The organism is Paenibacillus sp. BGI2013, assembly GCF_002843485.1.
Lineage (GTDB): Bacteria > Bacillota > Bacilli > Paenibacillales > Paenibacillaceae > Paenibacillus > Paenibacillus amylolyticus.
Map to the genome: position 1 here is coordinate 452484 of NZ_PJFA01000002.1, position 21435 is coordinate 473918.

General features: G+C 46.7%; 17 protein-coding genes. 12 read left to right on the plus strand and 5 right to left on the minus strand.

Features of this window, described 5'->3' with window-relative positions; translation table 11 throughout:
* Nucleotides 1–30: 30 nt before the first annotated feature.
* The 4 genes from cidR (at nucleotide 31) to CXK86_RS05880 (ending at nucleotide 3532) form a co-directional block, all read left to right on the plus strand.
* Nucleotides 31–915, plus strand: a complete 885-nt coding sequence (gene cidR, locus CXK86_RS05865) for a cidABC operon transcriptional activator CidR (protein WP_076251770.1) — start codon at nucleotides 31–33, stop codon at nucleotides 913–915.
* A gap of 112 nt (nucleotides 916–1027) precedes the next feature.
* Nucleotides 1028–1885 (plus strand): carbon-nitrogen hydrolase family protein, encoded by an 858-nt coding sequence (locus tag CXK86_RS05870; protein ID WP_076251768.1) that lies wholly within the window; start codon nucleotides 1028–1030, stop codon nucleotides 1883–1885.
* A 254-nt stretch (nucleotides 1886–2139) separates the two neighbouring features.
* The gene (locus CXK86_RS05875; RefSeq protein WP_076253726.1) at nucleotides 2140–2814 is read left to right on the plus strand and encodes a GNAT family N-acetyltransferase; all 675 of its coding nucleotides are present in this window, start codon (nucleotides 2140–2142) and stop codon (nucleotides 2812–2814) included.
* Nucleotides 2815–2860: 46 nt separating this feature from the next.
* Nucleotides 2861–3532 (plus strand): GNAT family acetyltransferase, encoded by a 672-nt coding sequence (locus CXK86_RS05880; RefSeq protein ID WP_076253725.1) that lies wholly within the window; start codon nucleotides 2861–2863, stop codon nucleotides 3530–3532.
* Nucleotides 3533–3691: 159 nt separating this feature from the next.
* Here the strand turns inward: CXK86_RS05880 and CXK86_RS05885 are convergent, their stop codons facing one another.
* The gene (locus CXK86_RS05885) at nucleotides 3692–4549 is read right to left on the minus strand and encodes an alpha/beta fold hydrolase (RefSeq protein WP_076253724.1); all 858 of its coding nucleotides are present in this window, start codon (nucleotides 4547–4549) and stop codon (nucleotides 3692–3694) included.
* A gap of 167 nt (nucleotides 4550–4716) precedes the next feature.
* On the opposite strand from CXK86_RS05885, the gene CXK86_RS05890 reads away from it, so the two are divergent.
* Nucleotides 4717–5610, plus strand: coding sequence for a LysR family transcriptional regulator (locus CXK86_RS05890; protein WP_076253723.1), 894 nt, complete (start codon nucleotides 4717–4719; stop codon nucleotides 5608–5610).
* Between the two features lie 184 nt (nucleotides 5611–5794).
* Here the strand turns inward: CXK86_RS05890 and CXK86_RS05895 are convergent, their stop codons facing one another.
* Together CXK86_RS05895 and CXK86_RS32880 are read right to left on the minus strand one after the other, a co-directional pair.
* A complete protein-coding gene (locus CXK86_RS05895) occupies nucleotides 5795–7777 on the minus strand; it encodes an LTA synthase family protein (protein ID WP_256720173.1) in 1983 nt (660 codons plus the stop codon).
* Nucleotides 7778–7948: 171 nt separating this feature from the next.
* A complete protein-coding gene (locus CXK86_RS32880) occupies nucleotides 7949–8446 on the minus strand; it encodes an antibiotic biosynthesis monooxygenase family protein (protein WP_101313515.1) in 498 nt (165 codons plus the stop codon).
* 137 nt (nucleotides 8447–8583) lie between these two features.
* On the opposite strand from CXK86_RS32880, the gene CXK86_RS05905 reads away from it, so the two are divergent.
* The 3 genes from CXK86_RS05905 (at nucleotide 8584) to CXK86_RS05915 (ending at nucleotide 13967) form a co-directional block, all read left to right on the plus strand.
* Nucleotides 8584–10896, plus strand: coding sequence for an ATP-dependent DNA helicase (locus CXK86_RS05905; RefSeq protein ID WP_101313516.1), 2313 nt, complete (start codon nucleotides 8584–8586; stop codon nucleotides 10894–10896).
* A gap of 402 nt (nucleotides 10897–11298) precedes the next feature.
* The gene (locus CXK86_RS05910) at nucleotides 11299–12780 is read left to right on the plus strand and encodes an alpha-amylase (RefSeq protein WP_076328674.1); all 1482 of its coding nucleotides are present in this window, start codon (nucleotides 11299–11301) and stop codon (nucleotides 12778–12780) included.
* A gap of 557 nt (nucleotides 12781–13337) precedes the next feature.
* Entirely contained in the window at nucleotides 13338–13967 is a 630-nt protein-coding gene (locus tag CXK86_RS05915) for a hypothetical protein (protein ID WP_101313517.1), read from the plus strand.
* Between the two features lie 84 nt (nucleotides 13968–14051).
* On the opposite strand, the gene CXK86_RS05920 is transcribed toward CXK86_RS05915, so the two are convergent.
* Both CXK86_RS05920 and CXK86_RS05925 read right to left on the minus strand, forming a co-directional pair.
* Nucleotides 14052–14330, minus strand: a complete 279-nt coding sequence (locus tag CXK86_RS05920) for a hypothetical protein (RefSeq protein WP_101313518.1) — start codon at nucleotides 14328–14330, stop codon at nucleotides 14052–14054.
* A 64-nt stretch (nucleotides 14331–14394) separates the two neighbouring features.
* Nucleotides 14395–15138: an MBL fold metallo-hydrolase gene (locus CXK86_RS05925; RefSeq protein WP_101313519.1), complete on the minus strand. Its 744-nt coding sequence runs from the start codon at nucleotides 15136–15138 to the stop codon at nucleotides 14395–14397.
* A 203-nt stretch (nucleotides 15139–15341) separates the two neighbouring features.
* Between CXK86_RS05925 and uxaC the strand changes: the two genes are divergently transcribed.
* The 4 genes from uxaC (at nucleotide 15342) to CXK86_RS05945 (ending at nucleotide 21329) form a co-directional block, all read left to right on the plus strand.
* Complete coding sequence (gene uxaC, locus CXK86_RS05930; RefSeq protein WP_101313520.1) at nucleotides 15342–16784, plus strand: glucuronate isomerase; 1443 nt, start codon at nucleotides 15342–15344, stop codon at nucleotides 16782–16784.
* A 404-nt stretch (nucleotides 16785–17188) separates the two neighbouring features.
* On the plus strand, nucleotides 17189–17731 hold the full coding sequence (locus CXK86_RS05935) for a MarR family winged helix-turn-helix transcriptional regulator (RefSeq protein WP_036612904.1): 543 nt from the start codon (nucleotides 17189–17191) through the stop codon (nucleotides 17729–17731).
* Nucleotides 17728–19455 (plus strand): ABC transporter ATP-binding protein, encoded by a 1728-nt coding sequence (locus tag CXK86_RS05940; protein WP_101313521.1) that lies wholly within the window; start codon nucleotides 17728–17730, stop codon nucleotides 19453–19455. The genes CXK86_RS05935 and CXK86_RS05940 overlap by 4 nt, the downstream gene beginning before the upstream one ends.
* Nucleotides 19452–21329 carry an ABC transporter ATP-binding protein gene (locus CXK86_RS05945; protein WP_076319302.1) on the plus strand — a complete coding sequence of 626 codons (1878 nt, stop codon included), beginning with the start codon at nucleotides 19452–19454 and terminating at the stop codon, nucleotides 21327–21329. Before CXK86_RS05940 ends, CXK86_RS05945 begins: the two co-directional genes overlap by 4 nt.
* Nucleotides 21330–21435: the final 106 nt, after the last annotated feature.

Consider the following 21435-nt stretch of genomic DNA (forward strand, 5'->3'; position numbering starts at 1 on the left):
CATTTGTCTATGAGAGGTGAGTATCAACCGATGGATATCCGCCATTTGCAATATTTTCTGGAAGTTGCCCGGCAGCAGAGCTTCACAAAAGCCGCCGAAGTTCTGTATATCACTCAGCCCACGATCAGCAAGACGGTCAAGAGTCTTGAAGAGGAACTGGGTATCACGTTGTTGGACCGTTATGGGAAGAAAGTTGAACTAACCGATGCAGGCCATGTGTTTTTTCGGCAGGCACTTGAGATTGAAAAATCATTCCGCAGTCTGTCGTCCGAATTGGACGATCTGATGAACTTGAAGAAAGGCCATCTGCGGATTGGTTTGCCGCCGATGGTAGGATCAAGCTTTTTCCCCATGATCATTGGTGAATTTCACAAAGCCTACCCGCAGGTGACCATTCAACTATTTGAGGATGGTGCCAAAAAAGTAGAGGCCGATGTGATCAGTGGTGCACTGGATATTGGCGTGGCCGTACTGCCAACCGTGGATGAGCTGTTGGATCATTTTGTGTTTGTCAAAGAGAAGTTGAACTTGCTTGTACACCCTTCACATCCACTTGCGGAGAAAGAGTCGGTTGCGCTGCATGAACTGGAAAACGACGCCTTTGTATTGTTTCGGGAGGATTTTGCGTTGCATGACCGGATTATTGTGGCCTGTCAGCATGCGGGGTTTCAGCCCCGGGTGGTATATGAGAGCTCCCAGTGGGATCTGCTCAGCGCAATGGTTGCCGCCAATCTGGGTGTAGCTCTACTACCGGAAACGATCTGTCGTGAGGTAGACCACATGCGCGTGCGCATTATACCCGTGGTGGAACCGGTGATTCCATGGCAGCTCGGCATGATCTGGCGGAAGGACCGCTATCTGTCTTTTGCCACAAGAGAGTGGATCGGATTCACACAGTCGATGCTGGGTGAGTAAGGGAAGCGATCGGAAGGTTATTCTGTCATTGTAGTGCCCAGTGTAAATACTCTTTTGTTGACCCCGGATCGTTGTTACAATGGAAGCATAATCTTGATGGAGGTGTACGAACATGAAACTGCGGGTATCCGCTGTACAATACCAATTGCACACAATCAGCTCGTTTGAGCAGTTCGCCGCTCAGGCTGAGCATTACATACGGACAGCGAGCGAATACGGAACCGAATTTGTCCTGTTCCCGGAATTTTTCACAACGCAGTTAATGTCCATTGGGGACAAACAAGGCAATGCACTGACAATTGAGGATCTGCCAAACTTTACGGAGCAATATGAACAACTATTCACGTCTCTTGCTACCAAGTACGGCATGCACGTCATCGGGGGAACCCACGTCATTCGACGTGAAGGGAAGCTGTATAATACAGCCCACATGTTCTACCCGGATGGTCGCATCGCGCGGCAGGACAAGATTCACATTACACCAACCGAAGTCCAGGAATGGAACATGGCTCCCGGAGAGGGACTTGAGGTGTTCGACACGGACAAAGGCCGTATTGCGATGCTGACCTGTTACGATATTGAATTCCCGGAAATTGTACGGATGGCCAAAGCCAAAGGCGCAGACGTAATTTTCTGTCCTTCCTGCACGGACGATCGTCATGGATTCTACCGTGTGCGTTATACGAGTCATGCCCGCGCGGTAGAGAATCAGGTGTATGTTGTGTTAACCGGAACAGTGGGTAACCTGCCGACCGTTGATTTCATGCGTGCCAACTATGGACAGGCTGCAATTATTACGCCGAATGATATTCCGTTCCCGCCACGTGGCATTCTGGCCGAGGGTGAGATTAACAACGATATGATCGTGACCGCCGATCTGGATCTGGACTTGTTGTATGAGGTACGTGAACGTGGATCGGTAACGACCTGGCGTGACCGCCGTACTGATCTATATACCGATTGGGAGTAGGCAACCTTATAGAGGTTGTTCAAAAAGCCCGCTTTTGATTACGAAGGATGCCTAGTGGCATCATCAGCATCGAATATGGAATTCAGCCGAAATGTCCGTTGCTCACGTAGTCTTCCCTACGCTCCGCTACTCCATTTCTAGCTTCATCCCATCTTCTCGGTACTGAAAACCGACCTCTTTGAACACATAATTAAAACCTAAGCGAAACAGAGTAGGGAATTCATTTTGTCAGTGGAAAGGGGTGAACAGGCAACATGTATACCAAAGAAATGCTGATCACCGATCCGGAGCGAAGTGGTAAAAGGGTAAAGGCAGTCGTTCGCAATTATGTTACTGCCGACTTTGAGGAACTCATTGGCATTCAGGCGGAGAGTTTCCCTCCTCCTTATCCGGAAGAACTGCTCTGGAGTCACGAGCAGCTCACCAGTCATGTACAGCATTACCCGGAGGGTGCCATCTGTATTGAAGTCGATGGAGAGTTGGCCGGATCAATGACCTCGCTACGGATGCAGTGGGACCCTGCACATCCAGCAAGTCATACCTGGGCCCAAGTAACGGATGACGGTTATATTCGTAACCACCAGCCGGATGGCAACACGCTGTATATTGTTGATCTCTGTGTTCGTCCAAAGTACCGCAAATGGGGACTGGCTCAGCTTATGATGCAGGCGATGTACCACCTTGTCATCGCTCAGGGGATGGATCGGTTACTGGGTGCTGGTAGAATGCCCGGTTATCATTTGGTTGCAGACCAACTGTCTGCGCAGGAATATCTGGATCAGGTAGCAGCGGGAGAGAGGCGTGACCCGGTGATATCGTTCCTGCTTCGCTGTGGCCGCATGCCTGTTGGTGTGACCGCAGACTATCTGGACGATGAGGAATCCTGCAACTATGCAGCCCTGATGGAGTGGCAGAATCCGTTCAGATAAAGAAATGTTAAATGAAATACATTATCAATCGAGGGGGTATTTATTCATGGAATTCACGCGTATTACATCCATTAAAGATCCATTGTTTGCCCAAATGCACAAGTTGATGCAGGAGATTTTCCCGCGGGAAGAAGTGCTTGACTTCCCCCTGTGGGAAGAACCACTGGAAGATCCGGGTATTCGGGTGTTCGTGGCTGTGCATGAGGGACAGGTTGTTGGAGCGACAGAGTACCGTTATTACGAGGATTGGAACGTAGCCATGACGGACTTTACGATTATTGGGCGTGAAGGTCTGGGGATCGGCAGTTTCCTGGCGAATAACCGCAAGCGTGATCTGCAAAAGCTGGCTGCAGCAAACGGGAAAGAATTGTTCGGTATGTTTGCCGAAATCTATAACCCTTATCTGAGTCAGGATCATGAGTTTGGCGGCATCAAGCCGATGGACCCGTATGTGCGTCGCGAAGTGCTGTCCCATCTAGGATATCAGCGTCTGGACTTCCCGTATGTTCATCCATCCTGGCAAGGTGACGGTGAAGCAGTTGGCGGATTGGATCTGTGTTTCATGCCAGGCGATGAGTCGCTCGGTGAACTGCCAGCCAGTCTGGTGGCTGATTTCCTGAATCGATATTATGCAGTGCTTCCTAACAAACCACAAGAATGGCTTGCCATGGTAGAGCAATTGACTGCTCGCAAGTCGGTTGCGCTACTGCCGTTGTAAACTGGACGGGATAGAACATTAAATCATAGTGGCGTTGCAAGTACCTTGAAGAATGATGACAGATGCAAAAAGCCCGTAGAACAGGCCATTATTGGACCTGCTTTCTACGGGCTTTTTCTATTTAGTTCGAGGTTGAGATTGAGCCAATGTAAGTTGGTTTTAAAATATTTTCTTTAAGAAGTGGTGAATGAGCTCATGGATCTCTGTCACATGTGTTTCGAGAGCAAAATGCCCAGTATCAAGTAAATGCACTTCTGCAGATGGGATATCACGCTTATAAGCTAAAGCTCCAGCAGGAAGAAAAGCGGGATCATTTTTACCCCATACAGCTAGAAGAGGAGGTTGATAATTGCGGAAATAAGCCTGAAATTCAGGATAAAGATCCACGTTTGTTCTATAATCGAGGATTAAATCCAGTTGGACTTCTTCAGCTTCCGGGCGTGACATGTAGGCAATATCCAGTGAATATCCGTCTGGTGAAACAAGGCTAGCATCAGTTCCATGAAGATACTGAAAGTTACGGATAGTTTCGGGGGTTAAGGAATCACGACATGCTTCACGATTTTCAGGTGTTGGAGAGTGCCAATACATCTCCCAAGGTCCCCATGCGTCACTAAACCCTTCGACATATGCGTTGCCATTCTGACTAATAATGGCTTGAACTTGTTCCGGGTGAGCCACTGCCAAGCGATAACCGATAGGTGCCCCATAATCAAACACATACATTACATATTTCTTAAGAGCTAATGCTTCAGTGAAGCCTTCAATAACTCGAAACAGGCTGTCAAATGTGAAGTCAAACTGACTACGCGGTGGAGTTGTTGTGCGACCAAACCCAGCAAGATCAGGGGCAATGACACGATATTGTTCTGCCAGTTTGGGAATAAGGTCGCGAAACATATGACTAGAGGATGGAAACCCGTGTAATAGTAAAATAACTGGGCCATCCTTAGGCCCGGCTTCACGGTAAAAAACTTCGACATCTCCAACTTTCTGGTGCTGATAACTAATCTTCATTTTTTTACATCTCCTTCTGGATTCATTAAGAAGTCCAATATTATTTCTCTTACTTACTTGTACAACTGGTGATGACGTGTTTTTATTGTATAATTAAACTATTTATTTGAATAATGAATAGATTGAATACTAGCTATTTTAAATCGAAATACAAAAGGGTGAAAGATATGATAAATTCCTTAGAGGGTCGTTTTTTTCAGGCATTTATTGCTTTGCTTGAAGAGAAGAGTTTCAGCCGAGCTGGGGAGCGCTTAGGTTATGTCCAGTCCACAGTAACAACTCATATTCAACAGCTGGAGAAGATCTGCGGACAGAAGTTGTTTCATCGATTTCCACGAGGGGTGGAACCTACGGAAGCTGGAAAAGTATTTTCCAAATATGCTTATCAGTATGTCCACTTAAGTGAATCCCTTAAAGAAAGTATGAATGATATGAATGAGCCGTGCGGAACAATAAATATTAGACTACAGGAATCCTTTTTTCTTACGCGCATGCTTCCATTTGTACAGGAATATACGAGAACCTTTCCAAGCGTATATTTACGTGTTGAACAAGGGGCGCATCAAGATATTCTAAAAAGTGTGCTGGATTATGCCCTGGATTTTGGCATTGTTCCTCAAAACCCTGAGCGACATGACATTCTCTTTTATCCGATTATGGAAGAGACTATTGTTTTTGTTGCATCTGAGGATTTGGTTTGGAAAGTGGAAAGTGTAGGGGCGCAGATTCTAAATGACGAGGTGTTTATCAGTAACGGCACATCTTGTTTGTATCATACGACTGCTGTAGATGTTCTAAAGAATGAAGGGATTGTGGTTAAGGATGCGTTAGAGCTTTCAAGTCTTGAGATGATCAAGGAACTTGTATGCTGTGGAAAAGGTTTTGCCTTGGTCCCTAAAATAGCGATCAAAAACGAACTAAAGATGGGTAGATTAAAAATTCTTCCTTTTACTTCTAAAATAAGCTTTACGCATGGTCTGATTGTTCATAAAAATCGAGAGCGTAGTTTTACTGCTGAAAGTTTCCAATCGGAACTACTGAAATATTTTAAAGAATATTGATCCATTAGCTCTTGTAGCCTTCTGAAATGGAAAAGGGTTGAATACCGATTGTGTGTAATTCAAATAACGCACATGTTCATCCTTGCAGGATTGATCATGTACGTTATAGATGTGTAATCTTGAAGAAACTTCAGTACTTGGTGATTCACTATGAAGCTCTTTATAGAATATTAAAAAAATAAAATCAGTTCGCGCCCTTTCGATCCGGGAGCTGGCTCAAATAACTGTTGGACAAGTGTGCAAGATCCAATGCCCGATCATATTGTTCCTTGGTTATAAACCGCGAAGGAGACACCTCACTGTTATTGGGTGTGGAGAATACTGAAGGTACCTTTTCCGCCGAAATCTTCGATATCTCTTCTGAAGGAACACCCGTCTGCTGTTGCTCGGCATCTTGTCTGCCCGCATCAGCTAGGGAATAATGCGTTCCGTCCCCGTATCCTTTCGCCGGTATGAAGAGAGAAGCATCGTTTAGCACGGAACCGGAAGGAAGATAATATCGTTCGGGTAGGAGATTTCCACCTTCATGCAACAAATCCTGTCCGAAGTGTAATTGGTCCTTCAGCGATACTCCGGTGAGTCCCGCAATCGTTGGCAGAATGTCCACCTGGCCTCCGATCTGCTCCAGCTGTACACCCGGAGTAGCACCCGGGGCCGAGATAATGAGTGGAATATTAATCATATCTGCTGATGTGTATTCCCGACCATACAATTCTTTCATAAGGACTTTGTCATCCCGATCCAGTGAGTAGATGGGAAGTCCCAGGTGATCCCCGTACAAGACGAACAAGCTATTTTCCCATAATCCCCGTTCTTTCAATCCAGCAATCAACTGTCCAACCGCCTGATCCGCATAATGCTGTGATATCAGATAATCACCGGGCAACGTATCCTTGTAACGCTCTGGCAGCGTCAGCTTCACCTTGTTTTTAGGCAAAGTGTACGGGTGGTGGGCTGACATGGAGATGATATGGGCATAGAAGGGATCGCCCGAAGACTGCATGGAGTCCAGCTTATCCAGTGTTTTGGAATACAGTACTTCATCCGAGGCCGAAAAGGCGATAGAGTCCTGTGTGCCGAAATAATTAATATCATAATACTGGTCGAATCCAAGTGCCTTGTATAACTGATCCCGATTCCAGAAACGAACATCATTTGTATGGAATGTAGCTGTCTGATATCCGTTTGCTGACATCAGCTTAGGTAGACTCGGCAGAGCTTTATCCGCATATACAGTTGTTGCTGCCCCGTTCGGCGGGGTGTAGAACGATGTGTTCACAACAAATTCTGCATCCGATGTATTTCCCTGTCCCACTTGCTGATAAAAGTTCGGAAAATACAGGCTCTGTCTAGCCAATTGATTCAGATTAGGCGTAATCTCTTGTCCATCTACCTCTAATCCAATCAGAAAGTTCTGAAACGATTCCAACTGGAGCATAATCACGTTGCGTCCGCTCGCGGCACCCTGCTCCACAATTGCAGGAAGTTCGGTCGTTTGTTTCAGCTGGTCGATGTCAGTCTGATCAATGTGAGCGATGGGCACAGGTTTATCAGGTCGATCCAGGATGGTATACGCCTCGTAACCGAGGATGCCCATCTGTTCTGCTTGTGTAAGCTCACTCATGCTGGCCCGATTGGGATAGATATTAAGCATGCACAGGATCATGGACAAGGTCAGTATGACCGAGGCAACCCTTCTTCTGGCACGTCGTTCAAGCGGAATGCGATTCGGACGTTCTGTACTCCCGAGTTTGATCCGACGACGAATGAGTATCCCTCCAATGATGAGAACGTCTGCAAAAATAAACAAATAATAGGGGTCAAGCAAAGAGAACATGCTGCTCTTGACCGAGGTCACCTGATTCACCTGTGCCAGCGCGTGATAGTTAACGATTACACCATAATATTTGTAGTACATGATGGCAGCAAAGAAAATCCCTGAGAGCAGCAAATTCATGGCAAGGTATATCCACATTCGCCGCTTGGCAGCAAACCACTCGATTAGACAGAAGCCGATCCAGATGAGCGGCAATTCGGTCAGCAGTGGTTTCCAGACAGGGATGTCATCAAAGATAACAATCCAGGCCAGTGAACTTTTGATCATCATGATAATGGTAAAGAATATAAACGGTCCGCTTAGAAATCGGGTGAGTGAACTGCGTGACAAGGTACCGCCTTCCCTTCCGAAGTTTCATTTAACAAGTATTATCCTATCTGAGCATGGCTGTGTCAAAAATGAGAGCCTTCTACAATTGACGGCAAAAAACCTCTTCCATGCAGGAAGAGGTTTGAAAAAACAGGGGCCACTGCGATAAAAGCCAGATGCGACCCAATTTCGTTATTCTATAGTGTACGTTGTGACGTAAGAAGGTCTGGGGAACATGGTGGGCTTCTGTGCGGTCAGGCCTTCGCTTGTACTGCGGTTACGGTGAGCGTGACTATATGCTTGGGATTCCTGCCAGCCTTTGAAGTGTTCCTCCGACTGCCAGAGTGTAAGTACGACATATGTGTCATCTTTCAGAGGACGAAGCACACGAATACCGACAAAGCCAGGCTCGTCTTCTACCTTGCGGGCACGGTTCTTAAACCGTTCTTCGAAGTCGTTACGACCATCCTCTGTGACAGGGATATTGTTGAGAACAGCGTAACCACCGCCAGTCCAGGAGCCTGCGGCATCGAATGCTTCATATGCGGCTACTTTATCATCAGACTCAATATTCATCAGGCGTTCTGCGGATTCAATAGCCAGACACACGTGCTCTTCGCTTCGCAAAGTCAGATGCGGGTATGCAGTAAGTGCATCCGGAATCGGTGAAGGAACCAAATAGATATACATAGAAGCTGCCTCCTTATTAAGTACATTCTATCTCAACATAGCATATGGGATTGTGCGAGTCCAATCGGCGGATCAACTGGTTTGAGTACGTCTTTTCATGATAAAGTATAATCACTACAAACAGAACGGGTGATCGTATGACAACAACAATTCGGATATCGGTTAGACCTTTGGTGGAGTATGTGTACCGCAGTGGCAGCATACGTCCAGGGTTCCGGACCAATGCCTCGATGCAGGAGGGAACTCGAATTCATCAGCGGGTACAGAAGGAGTACACGGAAGAGGATTTAAAAGAGATTGTGCTCGAAGCTGAGATTCAACATGGGGATCTGACCTATGTGGTGGAGGGACGATGTGATGGCCTGATCCGGTTGGAGGGTCAGTTGACGGTGGATGAGATCAAATCAACTGCGGGCAATCTGGATGATCTGGGTGAGGGGCTTCCCGTGCATTGGGCGCAGGCCATGATGTATGCCTACATGTACGCCGTTCAGCAAGACGAACCACGTATGCAAGTTCAGTTGACGTATGTGCATTCGGTTACCCATGAAGAAAGACGGTTTCGCCGAATGGCAGAACGACAGGAACTGGAGCAGTTTGCGGCAGAAGTGATTGCCGGTTATGCGCCATATGCAGAGATGATCGCTGCATATGAAGAAAAGCGTGATATCAGTGTGAAAGAGCTGCCGTTTCCTTTTCGCAAATACCGGGAGGGACAGCGGAAGCTGGCAGGAGCCGTGTACAAGACCATTCGTGAAGGCCAGGGATTGATGGCCAAAGCACCAACAGGCATTGGTAAAACGATGTCCGTACTGTTCCCCACGGTCAAAGCGATTGGCGAAGGCGAAGCGAGCCGATTGTTCTATCTGACCGCGAGGACGACGACACGGGTGGCGGCAGAAGAAGCTTTTGCCCGGATGCAATCGGAAGGATTGAAGATGCATGTGATCAGTCTGACCGCGAAGGACAAGATTTGTTTTAAAGAAGAAGAAGCTTGTGATACGGGGCAATGCGGCATGTGTGAAGGGTATTATGACCGTATTAACGGTGCTGTGCTGGACATGCTGGAACATGAGACGTTGATGACACGTCCGGTCATCGAGCGGTATGCGCGCAAACATCGGGTGTGCCCGTTTGAGTTTTCACTGGATGCGGCGTATGCAGCCGATGCGGTGATCTGCGATTATAACTATATTTTCGATCCGAGGATCTCTCTGAAAAGAATGTTGGAGGAGCAGAAACGCAAGACGGTGTTATTGGTGGACGAGGCTCATAATCTGGTCGATCGTGGCCGAATGATGTTTTCCGCTGAGCTGGAGAAGGCAGTATTTCTGGATGTGAAAAGAGAGTTCCAGTCGCTGGACAGCAGTGTGCCTGCTGCCAAAGCCATTGTTGACTACACCGGGGCCATTGATAAGTATCTGATTACCCTTCGGAAAAACGGTGGAGAAGAAGGAAAGATCATCCAGCAGGAAGCACCGGAGGAACTGATTGAACGACTGGAGCCTTTTGTCATGGTTGCGGAGCAATGTCTTGTTGAAGGTGGTTCAGGGAATGCCGAGACGGATCAGTTGCTGTTGGATGCCTACTTCACAGCACAGAATTTCCTGCGTATTGCCAAGCTGTATGATGAACGTTTTATTACGTATGCAGAGTGTGTTCGAAGTGAAGTGAGAGTGAAGTTATTCTGTCTCGATCCTTCGGTACTGCTTCGTCAGACGGCCAAAGGATTCCGCTCGCTCATTCATTTCTCAGCTACATTGTCACCCCTTCGCTATTATCGGGATATGCTGGGTGCAGAGGAAGAGGATTATACATTGCAGATTCCATCACCATTTCAGCGCGAACAATTGGATGTGAGACTTCTGCCCTTATCCGTGCGTTATAAGGACAGGGAACAGTCCCGGCGACCCATTGCGGAGATGCTGCAACAGCTGGTAAGTGAATGGCCGCGCAGCAATCTGATGGTCTTCTTCCCTTCCTACCCTTATATGCGCGAGATATATGAAACCTATGCACAGCTTCCGAATGAAGCGGATACGGTCATACAGAAGCAGGGCATGAACGAACTGGAACGGGAGCAGTTTTTGGATGGATTTCAGCCGAATCCTGAACGAACACGCTTGGTATTTGCCGTCATGGGTGGCGTATTCTCTGAGGGTGTCGATCTGCCAGGCGATCGCTTGAATGGCGTTGTTGTGGTAGGTGCGGGGTTGCCGCAGATTGGTCTGGAGAACAACGTATTACGTGATTACTATGATCGGACAGGACGCAACGGATTCAATTACGCCTATATTTTCCCGGGTATGAATAAGGTGCTGCAGGCGGGTGGACGGCTGATTCGGACAGAAGAAGACAGGGGTGTGTTGGTGCTGGTCGATGATCGTTTTATCCAGGAACCGTATCGTTCCTTGCTGCCCGAGGAGTGGCGGGACTATAAACGAATTTGATGAAAGAACTATGAATGAAATGATGCATGTATATAAGTTGAACTAATCATTTACACGATAACGGAGAGGACAGAAAAAACCTGAAAAAGCGAAGCGTTCGCCTAAAAGCTTTCTGAAAGAAAGCTGCATCGGAAGCATACGCTATCCTCGGATTTTCCCCTTCAAAAAAGGGAATCAAAAAATCTGGGGATAACAGCGATTGGAAGGTTATTCTGTCATCGTAGTGTCAGTGTAAATAATCTTTGTTAAGCTTATACAGCATATATTTTTTGATTTTCTTTCCTTTATATGATTGAAGGGTAGGGTGAAAGGGTTATAACTTGGTTAGCAACGAACGAACAACGGCGATTACCCTATCCGTTCCGCGGTCCGCTTCGAAAGCAATCAAGGAGGTCGGTTATAATGAAGAGAAATCATACCATGATGCAGTTTTTTGAATGGCACCTGGCTGCAGACGGAGATCATTGGAAGCGACTGGCTGAAATGGCCCCGGAACTGAAAGCCAAAGGCATTGACTCCGTATGGGTGCCACCCGTAACCAAGGCAGTGTCAGCAGAAGATACAGGTTATGGTGTATATGATCTGTACGATCTGGGCGAATTTGATCAAAAGGGTACCGTACGGACCAAATATGGCACCAAGCAGGAACTGGTGGAGGCCATTGCTGAGTGTCAGAAGAACGGAATCGCCGTCTATGTGGATTTGGTTATGAATCACAAGGCCGGAGCAGATGAGACGGAAGTTTTTAAAGTGATTGAGGTTGATCCCAATGATCGAACGAAGGAAATTTCTGAGCCGTTTGAGATTGAGGGCTGGACCAAATTCACATTCCCGGGTCGCGGGGATCAATACTCCTCTTTTAAATGGAACTCTGAACACTTCAACGGCACGGACTTTGATGCCAAGGGAGAACGAACAGGTGTATTCCGCATCGCAGGAGAGAATAAAAAATGGAATGAGAATGTCGATGATGAGTTTGGTAACTATGACTATCTGATGTTCGCCAATATAGATTATAACCACCCGGATGTTCGGCGCGAGATGATCGATTGGGGGAAATGGCTGATCGATACCCTTCAGTGCGGTGGGTTCCGGCTGGATGCGATTAAGCATATCAACCATGAATTCATTAAGGAATTCGCAGCAGAGATGATCCGCAAACGCGGTCAGGATTTCTACATCGTAGGCGAGTTCTGGAATTCAAACCTGGATGCATGTCGTGAATTCCTCGATACGGTAGACTATCAGATCGACCTGTTTGACGTGTCTCTTCACTACAAGTTGCATGAGGCTTCGCTTGCAGGTAGAGACTTTGATCTCTCCAAAATTTTTGATGATACCTTGGTGCAGACACATCCTACCCATGCGGTAACCTTCGTAGATAACCATGACTCCCAACCTCATGAAGCGTTGGAATCATGGATTGGTGATTGGTTTAAGCCGAGCGCTTATGCGTTGACGCTATTACGTCGCGATGGTTATCCGGTTGTATTTTACGGGGATTATTATGGTATTGGTGGACCTGAACCTGTGGATGGCAAAAAAGAGATTTTGGACATTCTGCTGTCTGCCCGTTGCAACAAGGCGTATGGAGAGCAGGAAGATTACTTCGATCACGCGAATACGATTGGCTGGGTACGTCGTGGCGTAGAGGAAATCGAAGGTTCCGGTTGTGCAGTGGTCATCTCCAACGGGGATGACGGTGAGAAGAGAATGTTCATCGGAGAGCATCGTGCTGGTGAAGTCTGGGTGGATCTGACGAAGAGCTGTGATGATCAGATTACCATTGAGGAAGACGGCTGGGCCACCTTCCATGTGTGCGGTGGAGGCGTCTCGGTATGGGCTCTTCCTGAACAGAATGAGGACTGCGCTGACGCTGAGTAACGGCATGTGCCATGCAGGATAAGAAAAGGTACACGGATTGATATGAAAACAGTATACCGACCGTATAAAAACAGTATATATAGATCGTTAAACCATCTGAACAGGAGAGCAAGTATACCTGTGTCCAGGTGGTTTTTTGCATTTCTCTAGGTACAACTAAAACTCCATCCTAACGAACCGAGGGCACCTTATTTGCACTGAATTAGCGTTATTGGAATTCTAACGAATCTCAGTAACCTTATTACTCTCAAAAACGATTGAAATAGCGCCAATTGGAGCAACATCACCTGATTAACGCGTTTGAGATTCGTTAGAATACTGGTAACTCGGATTTCAGCCGAATAAGGCCTCTCAGATTCGTTAGCTTAACGTGGGTTGAGGCTCACCATAGGCAAACGAATCATTGCTGTAAGTAAAAACATGGAATGAGAAAGAAACAGTTCGGTTCCACATCTTAATACATGGTACAATAATCCAAATATGGAGTGTTAGAAAACAAAATGAGAGAACGTAATAAGCGATATTTTTTGCAGAAGATGGAGAAGAGGAGGGGCGGCATGAGTCCCAAAAGAGAGATGAACCGTTTCTTCCCGTTGGTCATGTACCTATGTGTAATAGCCGTGTGTCTGGGGGCTTGCAGTTTGGGACCAAACCAGGGGCCAACGGGTGAACCGAAGCGAACCGATGAGTATACGTTGAATTCGGAGCGAAGAGATTTGAATGAGCGGGTTACGAAGAACCTTGAGTCTTTTCAGACGAACTCGCCAGATGATTATAATTTGACAGCAACGGTGGATGTGAGTCATGCATCCGGAGTTGATCGGATTACTTATGAGATTTTGGTGAATGAGGCTCGGGTGCCCATGGTTAATGTCATTCAGTCCTTCACCCTCGATCCCAACATGATAAATCGAATAGATGCCGGAGAGTTATTTCATTCCAATGTGAGCAATACACACGAGATTAGTTTAGAGTCTGACAAGGAACCGCTTGGATTGAGTCTGAGCAGAAGTTATGTCTTGAAACCAAAGGCGGAGATCGACAGCAATATCCTCCAGCATTATGCAGATATGTATATCAAAATTTCCTATGGCCCAAATGATCAGCGAACGGAAGATTATTTTCATGTTCAGGCCGAGCCGTCTCCAAGGACGATTGAGTATATGAAGTCATTGGAGAGAGATTAGATTAATAGAAAGGCAACATCCGCCAGTTCCGTATGAGGAATCTGAGTAGACGCTGCCGGTTATCTATTTGAGATAGTAAGGTTATTACTTTTCAAAATACTGATTCATCGTATCCCACATTCGATTGAACTCACTTCGTTCCATTGAAAATGCTCCAGGCTTCTCAGGTTTATGATGAGAAGTTGGCTCAAAGTTTAAGTATTCATGGTGTGTAGTACACTGATAGTTTTTGCTGTTAATGAGGAATTCAACTCTATCCTTAAAGGGTCTTTCCAGTAATTTAACCACCATGATGTCTCCACTACTGGTGCTTCTTGCAGGAGAATATATCAGAAAGTAACCTTGTTCAATTCGATATTCCATAGCAATGACCTCCATTAGAATATAGATCAAATAAGATAATATCCGATGCCCTCTTTCCGTTTACCTACTCCAGTTCAAATGATTCCAACGTGCCAACCATCCGCAGATCATACTCGCGGTTGAATTGTTTCCGTTTGTCCGCATCCGCGTACTCGTCATGATAATGCATCAGTACGGTTTTCTGTCTCACTTCCGCGGGTAACTGCTCCAGATCCTTCAATGAAGTATGGGATTTGATGACCAGATCGTGCATATGACATTCATGGAAAATCAGCTGCACATCAGCGGCAACTTGCTCCACCCGTGCCTGGTCCAGTGTACTGTCTGCACTGTAATAGAAGTAAGGTTTGGCGAGAAGTCCATTGCTGACCATACCGGGAACATGTTGGGTCCGAAACGTCTCGAACGTCACGCCGCCCAGTTCGAATGTGCCTCCATCTGGCAGGGGAACGACATCGTAGTAATCGCTCATGGTACGTTCACCATCCGTTGTGTAGCGCATGCCGGGGGATAGAATGTTCCAGAGCGGATCTACCAATTGTTCGTGGATGAACAGACGAGGTTTGCGATCGCCTACGATCTGTGCGTAATAACCCAGCATTTGTACACCGTTAATATGATCTTCATGCAAATGAGTAATGAACACGTTGTGGATATCGGTCATGGCGAATCCATATTCCTTGAGTGCTTTAGCATTTGATTCTGGAAAATCAATGACCAGATGCGTGTCTCCGAATTCAGCCAACATACTATTGTGGTGCTGCTCCACGCTGAACATATCTCCAGTGCCGAGAAAAGTGATTTTCAATTCATTTCATCTCCTTGTGTGATCTTCAGATCAGCATCCTTGCGTTAAATCCAGTATACCTTGTTCCCGAATATATGCCTAAATCAACCTTTTTTGATAACGCTATCATTTTATATTGAACTTTGATGATAAACAGTGTAGCGTAAAGATGGGAAGTGAACCCATATGAACGTAAACTCACCTAAAGGGAGCGTGCGAGGCGAATGAAATCTTTTCTGGATGAACAATTTTTGCTGCACAATGAAACGGCGATCAAGTTATATGAGGATTATGCCAAAGACATGCCCATTATTGATTATCATTGCCACCTCAGTCCTCAGGAGATCTACGAGAACAAAACCTTTGGCAATCTTACAGAGGCTTGGTTATACGGTGATCACTATAAGTGGCGGCTCATGCGCGCAAACGGAATTGAAGAGCAATATGTGACCGGCGGCGAGGGAGTAACCGATTACGATCGTTTCATGGCTTATGCCAAAACGGTACCGATGATGATTGGTAATCCACTGTACGCCTGGTCTCATCTGGAATTACAGCGATATTTCGGCGTCTACGAAGTATTGAATGAGACAAGCGCACCGGCCATCTGGGAAAAAGTAAATGCCAAACTGAACAGTGACGGATTCGGTGCACGCGATCTGATTACCAAATCCAATGTCACTGTTGTGTGCACAACCGATGATCCAACGGATTCTCTGGAGTATCATCTGAAAATTCAGGAAATCGAAGGCTTTGATACGGCGGTATTACCTTCTTTCCGCCCGGATAAAGGCTTGGAATTGAACCGGGATACCTTCGTGGAATGGGTGGGCAAGCTGTCGCAGGCATCTGGCACTGCCATTTCAGATTATGAATCCTTCCTTGCTGCGCTGGAGTCACGTGTGGAATTTTTCCATTCCGTCGGCGGCAGAGTCTCTGACCATGCACTTGATTATGTTCCTTACGGCGTGGCTACACGCGAAGAAGCAGCTGCCATCTTTGCAAAGGTACTTGCGGGTCAGAAGGTAACTCGTGAGGAAGAGGACAAGTACAAGACGGTAACGCTGACGTTCCTTGGCAAACTGTATGCAGATCGGGGCTGGGTGATGCAGTTCCACATTAATGCAGCCCGTAACAACAACACACGGATGTTTGCCAAACTTGGGCCGGATACTGGTTACGATGCCGTGAATGATACGCCGCTTTCCGCAGCGATGATTGGATTGCTCGACGCGTTGGAGCAACAACAAGCACTGCCCAAAACGATTCTGTATTCTCTGAATCCAAGGGACAACGAAGTGCTCGCGGCGATCATCGGCAGCTTCCAGGGCGGGGGTATTCCAGGCAAAATCCAGCTTGGTGCCGCCTGGTGGTTCAATGATACGAAGGATGGCATGCTCGCTCAGATGAAAGCCCTAGCGAATGTTGGTCTGCTCAGCCGATTTGTCGGCATGCTGACCGATTCACGCAGCTTCCTGTCCTACACCCGGCATGAGTATTTCCGTCGTCTGGTCTGCAACCTCATCGGTGAATGGGCCGAACAAGGGGAGGCACCGCAGGATATGGAGTTGCTCGGTCAGATCGTACAGGGCATTGCCTACAACAATGCAAAAGAATATTTCCCGTTTGCCTCAGTGCTTAAAACAGTCTCTGCTTCACAGTCCTGATGATTAACAAACGTACCTAATCATGTTCATGTTATGCGATTAAGGAGATTCTCTGGTTTCTAATTTTCAATCGTAATAAAAATGCTCCCATTTCTTACTCCCGGGTCATCATCCACCGGAGTATAGAATGGGAGTTTCTTTGTAAGTTGAATTCATGGAATTGCACATAATAAGTATAGCGGGCTCCAATGGAGGTCAAATGACAAAACTCATAATCAAGCGCGTGTAGGCTCTTGGTTATGGATTTATATTGGTTATTTTTAGATGTTTGACATTGGCTTCTTACGATAATATACTTAGTACACCTAATTAATTGTGCATCTATTTAATTGTACTACTATTTAATAGATGTCCTATGATGTTGGATGTCTATGGAATGATAAAGAAAGAAGGAGGGACCCATTATGACTGGTATAGATCCGGTCGCTCAGAAGCTTTTGTACTCCATTATGCAGTTTAATAAAGGCAAATGGAGGCAACATAAACCTCATGGGCGCAATCACAATGAAATTATGGTGCTGGGTTGTTTACTCCACGGGATGCATCCGGGAGAACAATTGAACTGGCAGGACAATCCGCCTGATTTCAATGACACGATCGAATCCAATCACCCCGGGATGAAAGTCTCGGAAATCAGCGCATTGCTACGAGTGAAGTCACCGACCATTACACCTGTTATTCGTGGCCTTGAAGATGAGGGGCTGGTCAAACGGACGATGGACCCGGAGGATCGCCGTGCTGTCCGCATCACGATTACTGAAGCAGGTCGTGAAATTATTCGGGCTGCTCACCAAGAACGCATGGAAATATTCAATAAGTTAGTTGAGCATTTGGGTGAGCAAGACAGTACTCAGCTGGCTGAGTTGTTGACAAAGGTATACACCTTTTTTGATACATTAACTTCCTTACAAAAGGATGATTCGACAAGAGGAGATGATAAGCCATGATGAAACTGTTTCGCATGCTGAAGCCATACCAAATTCCGATTATTTTTATTCTGGTGTTGGTACTGTTTCAGTCGCTTGCTGAATTGTACTTGCCCACGTTAATGGCAGATATTGTGAATTACGGCATCATTAAAGGGGATATTCCGTATATCTGGCAGATTGGTGGATGGATGTTGGTCATCGCGATTGGCGGAACAGCGTGTTCGGTGATCGCCAGTTATCTCTCATCTAGAACAGCGGGTGGATTTGCCAAACAACTGCGTAGCAGAGTATTCCGCCATGTGGAGAATTTCTCGCTCCAGGAGTTCGATAAGATGGGGACTGCTTCACTGATTACGCGTACGACGAATGACATCACGCAGGTACAGAATGTACTTACGATGATGCTGCGCATGATGATTATGGCTCCGCTCATGTGTATCGGGGGTATCTTCATGGCGGTATCTCAGGACGCCAAATTATCTACGATTTTCCTGGTCGTGCTTCCGGTACTCGGTGGAGCTATTGCGCTGATTGGTGCCAAGGGTTTACCTTTGTTCAAAACCATTCAGAAAAAGCTGGACCGACTCAATCTGGTGCTACGTGAGCAGTTAACAGGGATTCGGGTTGTTCGTTCCTTTAACCGTGGGGAGCATGAGAAAGTGCGCTTTAACGGGGCCAATACAGAACTGAGAGATTCATCGATCAAAGTTAATGTGCTCATGGCGACCATCATGCCTGTGATGATGCTGGTTATGAACTTTTCGATGATTGCCATCCTTTATTTTGGTGGAATGCGGATCGACACTGGTAATATGAACATCGGTGCATTGATTGCCTTCATCCAATATGCAATGCAGATCATGTTCTCACTGATTATGGTTTCGATGATCTTTGTCATGATTCCAAGAGCTTCAGCATCGGCAGAACGGATCAACGAAGTACTTGATATGCAGCCGGATCTTAGCAATCCCGAGCAGCCTCGTGGTATGAAATCCATGCAGGGTATGATTGAGTTTGATAATGTAACTTTCCGTTATCCGGGCGCAGAGAATCCAGCTTTGTCCAATATCTCCTTCACAGCTCGCTCAGGTGAGACAACAGCCATTATCGGTGGTACGGGTTCTGGGAAATCGACATTGCTCAGCCTTATTCCACGATTTTATGATGTGACCGAAGGCAGTGTTCGGGTAAATGGTACGGATGTGCGTGAAATTCGGCAGGAAGATCTGCGTGCCAAAATTGGCTTTGTACCACAAAAAGCAGTCCTCTTTACGGGTACGATTACGGAGAATATTCGTCACGGGAAAGATGATGCCACAATGGATGAAGTTGTTCATGCGGCCCGCACGGCTCAGGCGGAGAACTTCATTACCGAGATGAAAGAGGGATATGACAGCCTTATCGCACAAGGTGGTAACAACGTATCTGGTGGACAAAAGCAACGTCTGTCCATCGCTCGCGCACTTGTTCGCCGTCCGGAAGTTTATATCTTTGATGACAGTTTCTCTGCTCTCGATTTCAAAACGGATGCTAAACTTCGTGCTGCGCTGAAGTCCGAAACGACAGAAGCGGCTGTGCTGATTGTTGCGCAACGCGTAAGTACAGTAATGGATGCAGATCGCATTCTGGTTATGGATGAGGGCCGAATTGTCGGTTCAGGAACACATAAAGAGCTGCTGGAGCACAATGAAGTGTATCGCGAGATTGTATCCTCCCAGCTGACAGAGGAGGAGATCGCATGAGTGAACGTACAGAACGTAAGTCGCCTCGTCCCCATGGTGGGCCGGGTCCAGGTCCCGGAATGGGCATGCGACCTCCCGCTGAGAAAGCAAAAGATTTCAAAGGCACACTGCGTCGCTTGATTCGTTATCTCCAGCCCCATAGTTCTCGTCTGCTAGGTGTGCTGGTTGCAGCCATTTTGAGTACCGTATTCAGCATCATCAGTCCAAAAGTTATGGCCGAAGGAACGGATATTCTCAGTAAAGGCGCCATTGCCATCCTTCAGGGTGTACAGGGAGCCGGGATTGATTTTCCTGCATTGATGAAAGTGTTATACCTGCTTGGCGGACTCTATCTATTCAGTGCTGCATTTATGTATGTTCAGCAATACCTGATGGCCGGTGTGGCCCAACGTGTTGTGTATGACATGCGTGAGCAGATCAGTGCGAAGGTTGGACGTCTTCCTTTGAAATATTTTGACTCCCGCACAACTGGGGAGACACTTAGCCGTGCCACGAATGACGTGGACAATATCAGTAATACACTTCAGCAAAGTTTGGCACAGTTCATTACGTCCATCGTCACAATTGTCGGCGTAATTATCATGATGCTGACGATTAGTCCATGGATGACGCTGATCACGATTTTGACGTTGCCACTCAGTGTAGTTGTTGTCATGCTGGTTGCATCTCGTTCGCAAAAACACTTTGCGGGTCAACAGAAATCCCTTGGGGAACTGAATGGTCATGTCGAAGAGATGTACACGGGACACAAGGTCGTCAAAGCATTTGGACGCGAAGAACAATCCGTACAGCAATTTGAGAAGGTCAATGAAGAACTGTATGAATCCGGCTGGAAAGCCCAGTTTATCTCGGGTATTATTATGCCGCTCATGAGTTTCGTAGGTAACTTGGGTTATGTGCTGATCTGTGTGGTTGGTGGGATTTTTGTTACACGCGGATCGATCTCTATCGGGGATATTCTGGCCTTCACACAGTACTCCCGTCAATTCACACAACCGATTAACCAGATTGCAAATATCTCCAATATCATTCAATCAACGATTGCTTCGGCAGAACGAGTATTCGAGTTGCTGGATGAAGAGGAAGAAGTTCCGGAGTCCAAACAACCCGTGCAACTACAGCAGCCTAAAGGTGCGGTTGCATTCCAAGGTGTTAATTTTGGATATAAAGAAAATGAACTGCTCATTCATAACATGAATATTGATGTAAAACCGGGACAGACGGTAGCCATTGTTGGACCAACGGGAGCCGGTAAAACCACCCTGATCAACCTATTAATGCGTTTCTACGAAATTCAGGATGGTCGGATTACGATTGACGGTGCAGACATTAAGGACATGGAGCGTGGTAAGCTGCGCAGTCTGTTCGGCATGGTGCTTCAGGATACCTGGTTGTTCAACGGAACGATTCGGGACAACATCGCCTATGGTCGAGAAGGTTCTACGGAAGACGATGTAATTAAGGCAGCCGTTGCGGCACATGCGGATCACTTTATCCGTACACTGCCTGATGGTTATGATACGGTGCTGAATGAAGAGGCGTCGAACATCTCTCAAGGGCAGAAACAGTTGCTGACCATTGCAAGAGCGATTCTGGCGAACCCGGCCATCCTCATTCTGGATGAAGCGACGAGTAGCGTGGATACACGGACCGAAGTATTTATCCAGAAAGCAATGAATGATCTGATGAAGGATCGCACGAGCTTTGTCATTGCACACCGTTTGTCTACCATTCGCGGCGCCGATCTGATCCTGGTTATGGATCATGGTAACGTGATTGAACAGGGTAATCATGATGAATTGATGGCAAGTCAGGGCTTCTATGCGGATCTGTACAATAGTCAGTTTGCGGAGCAACAACCGCAGGCGATCTGATTACACTGTAACTAACTAGAATAGCCGGGAGCACTCTTAGGGGTGCTCCCGGCTATTTGTCGTGTATCCAGAGGAGTCGATTCTAATGTGTTCGTTTGGATACGAT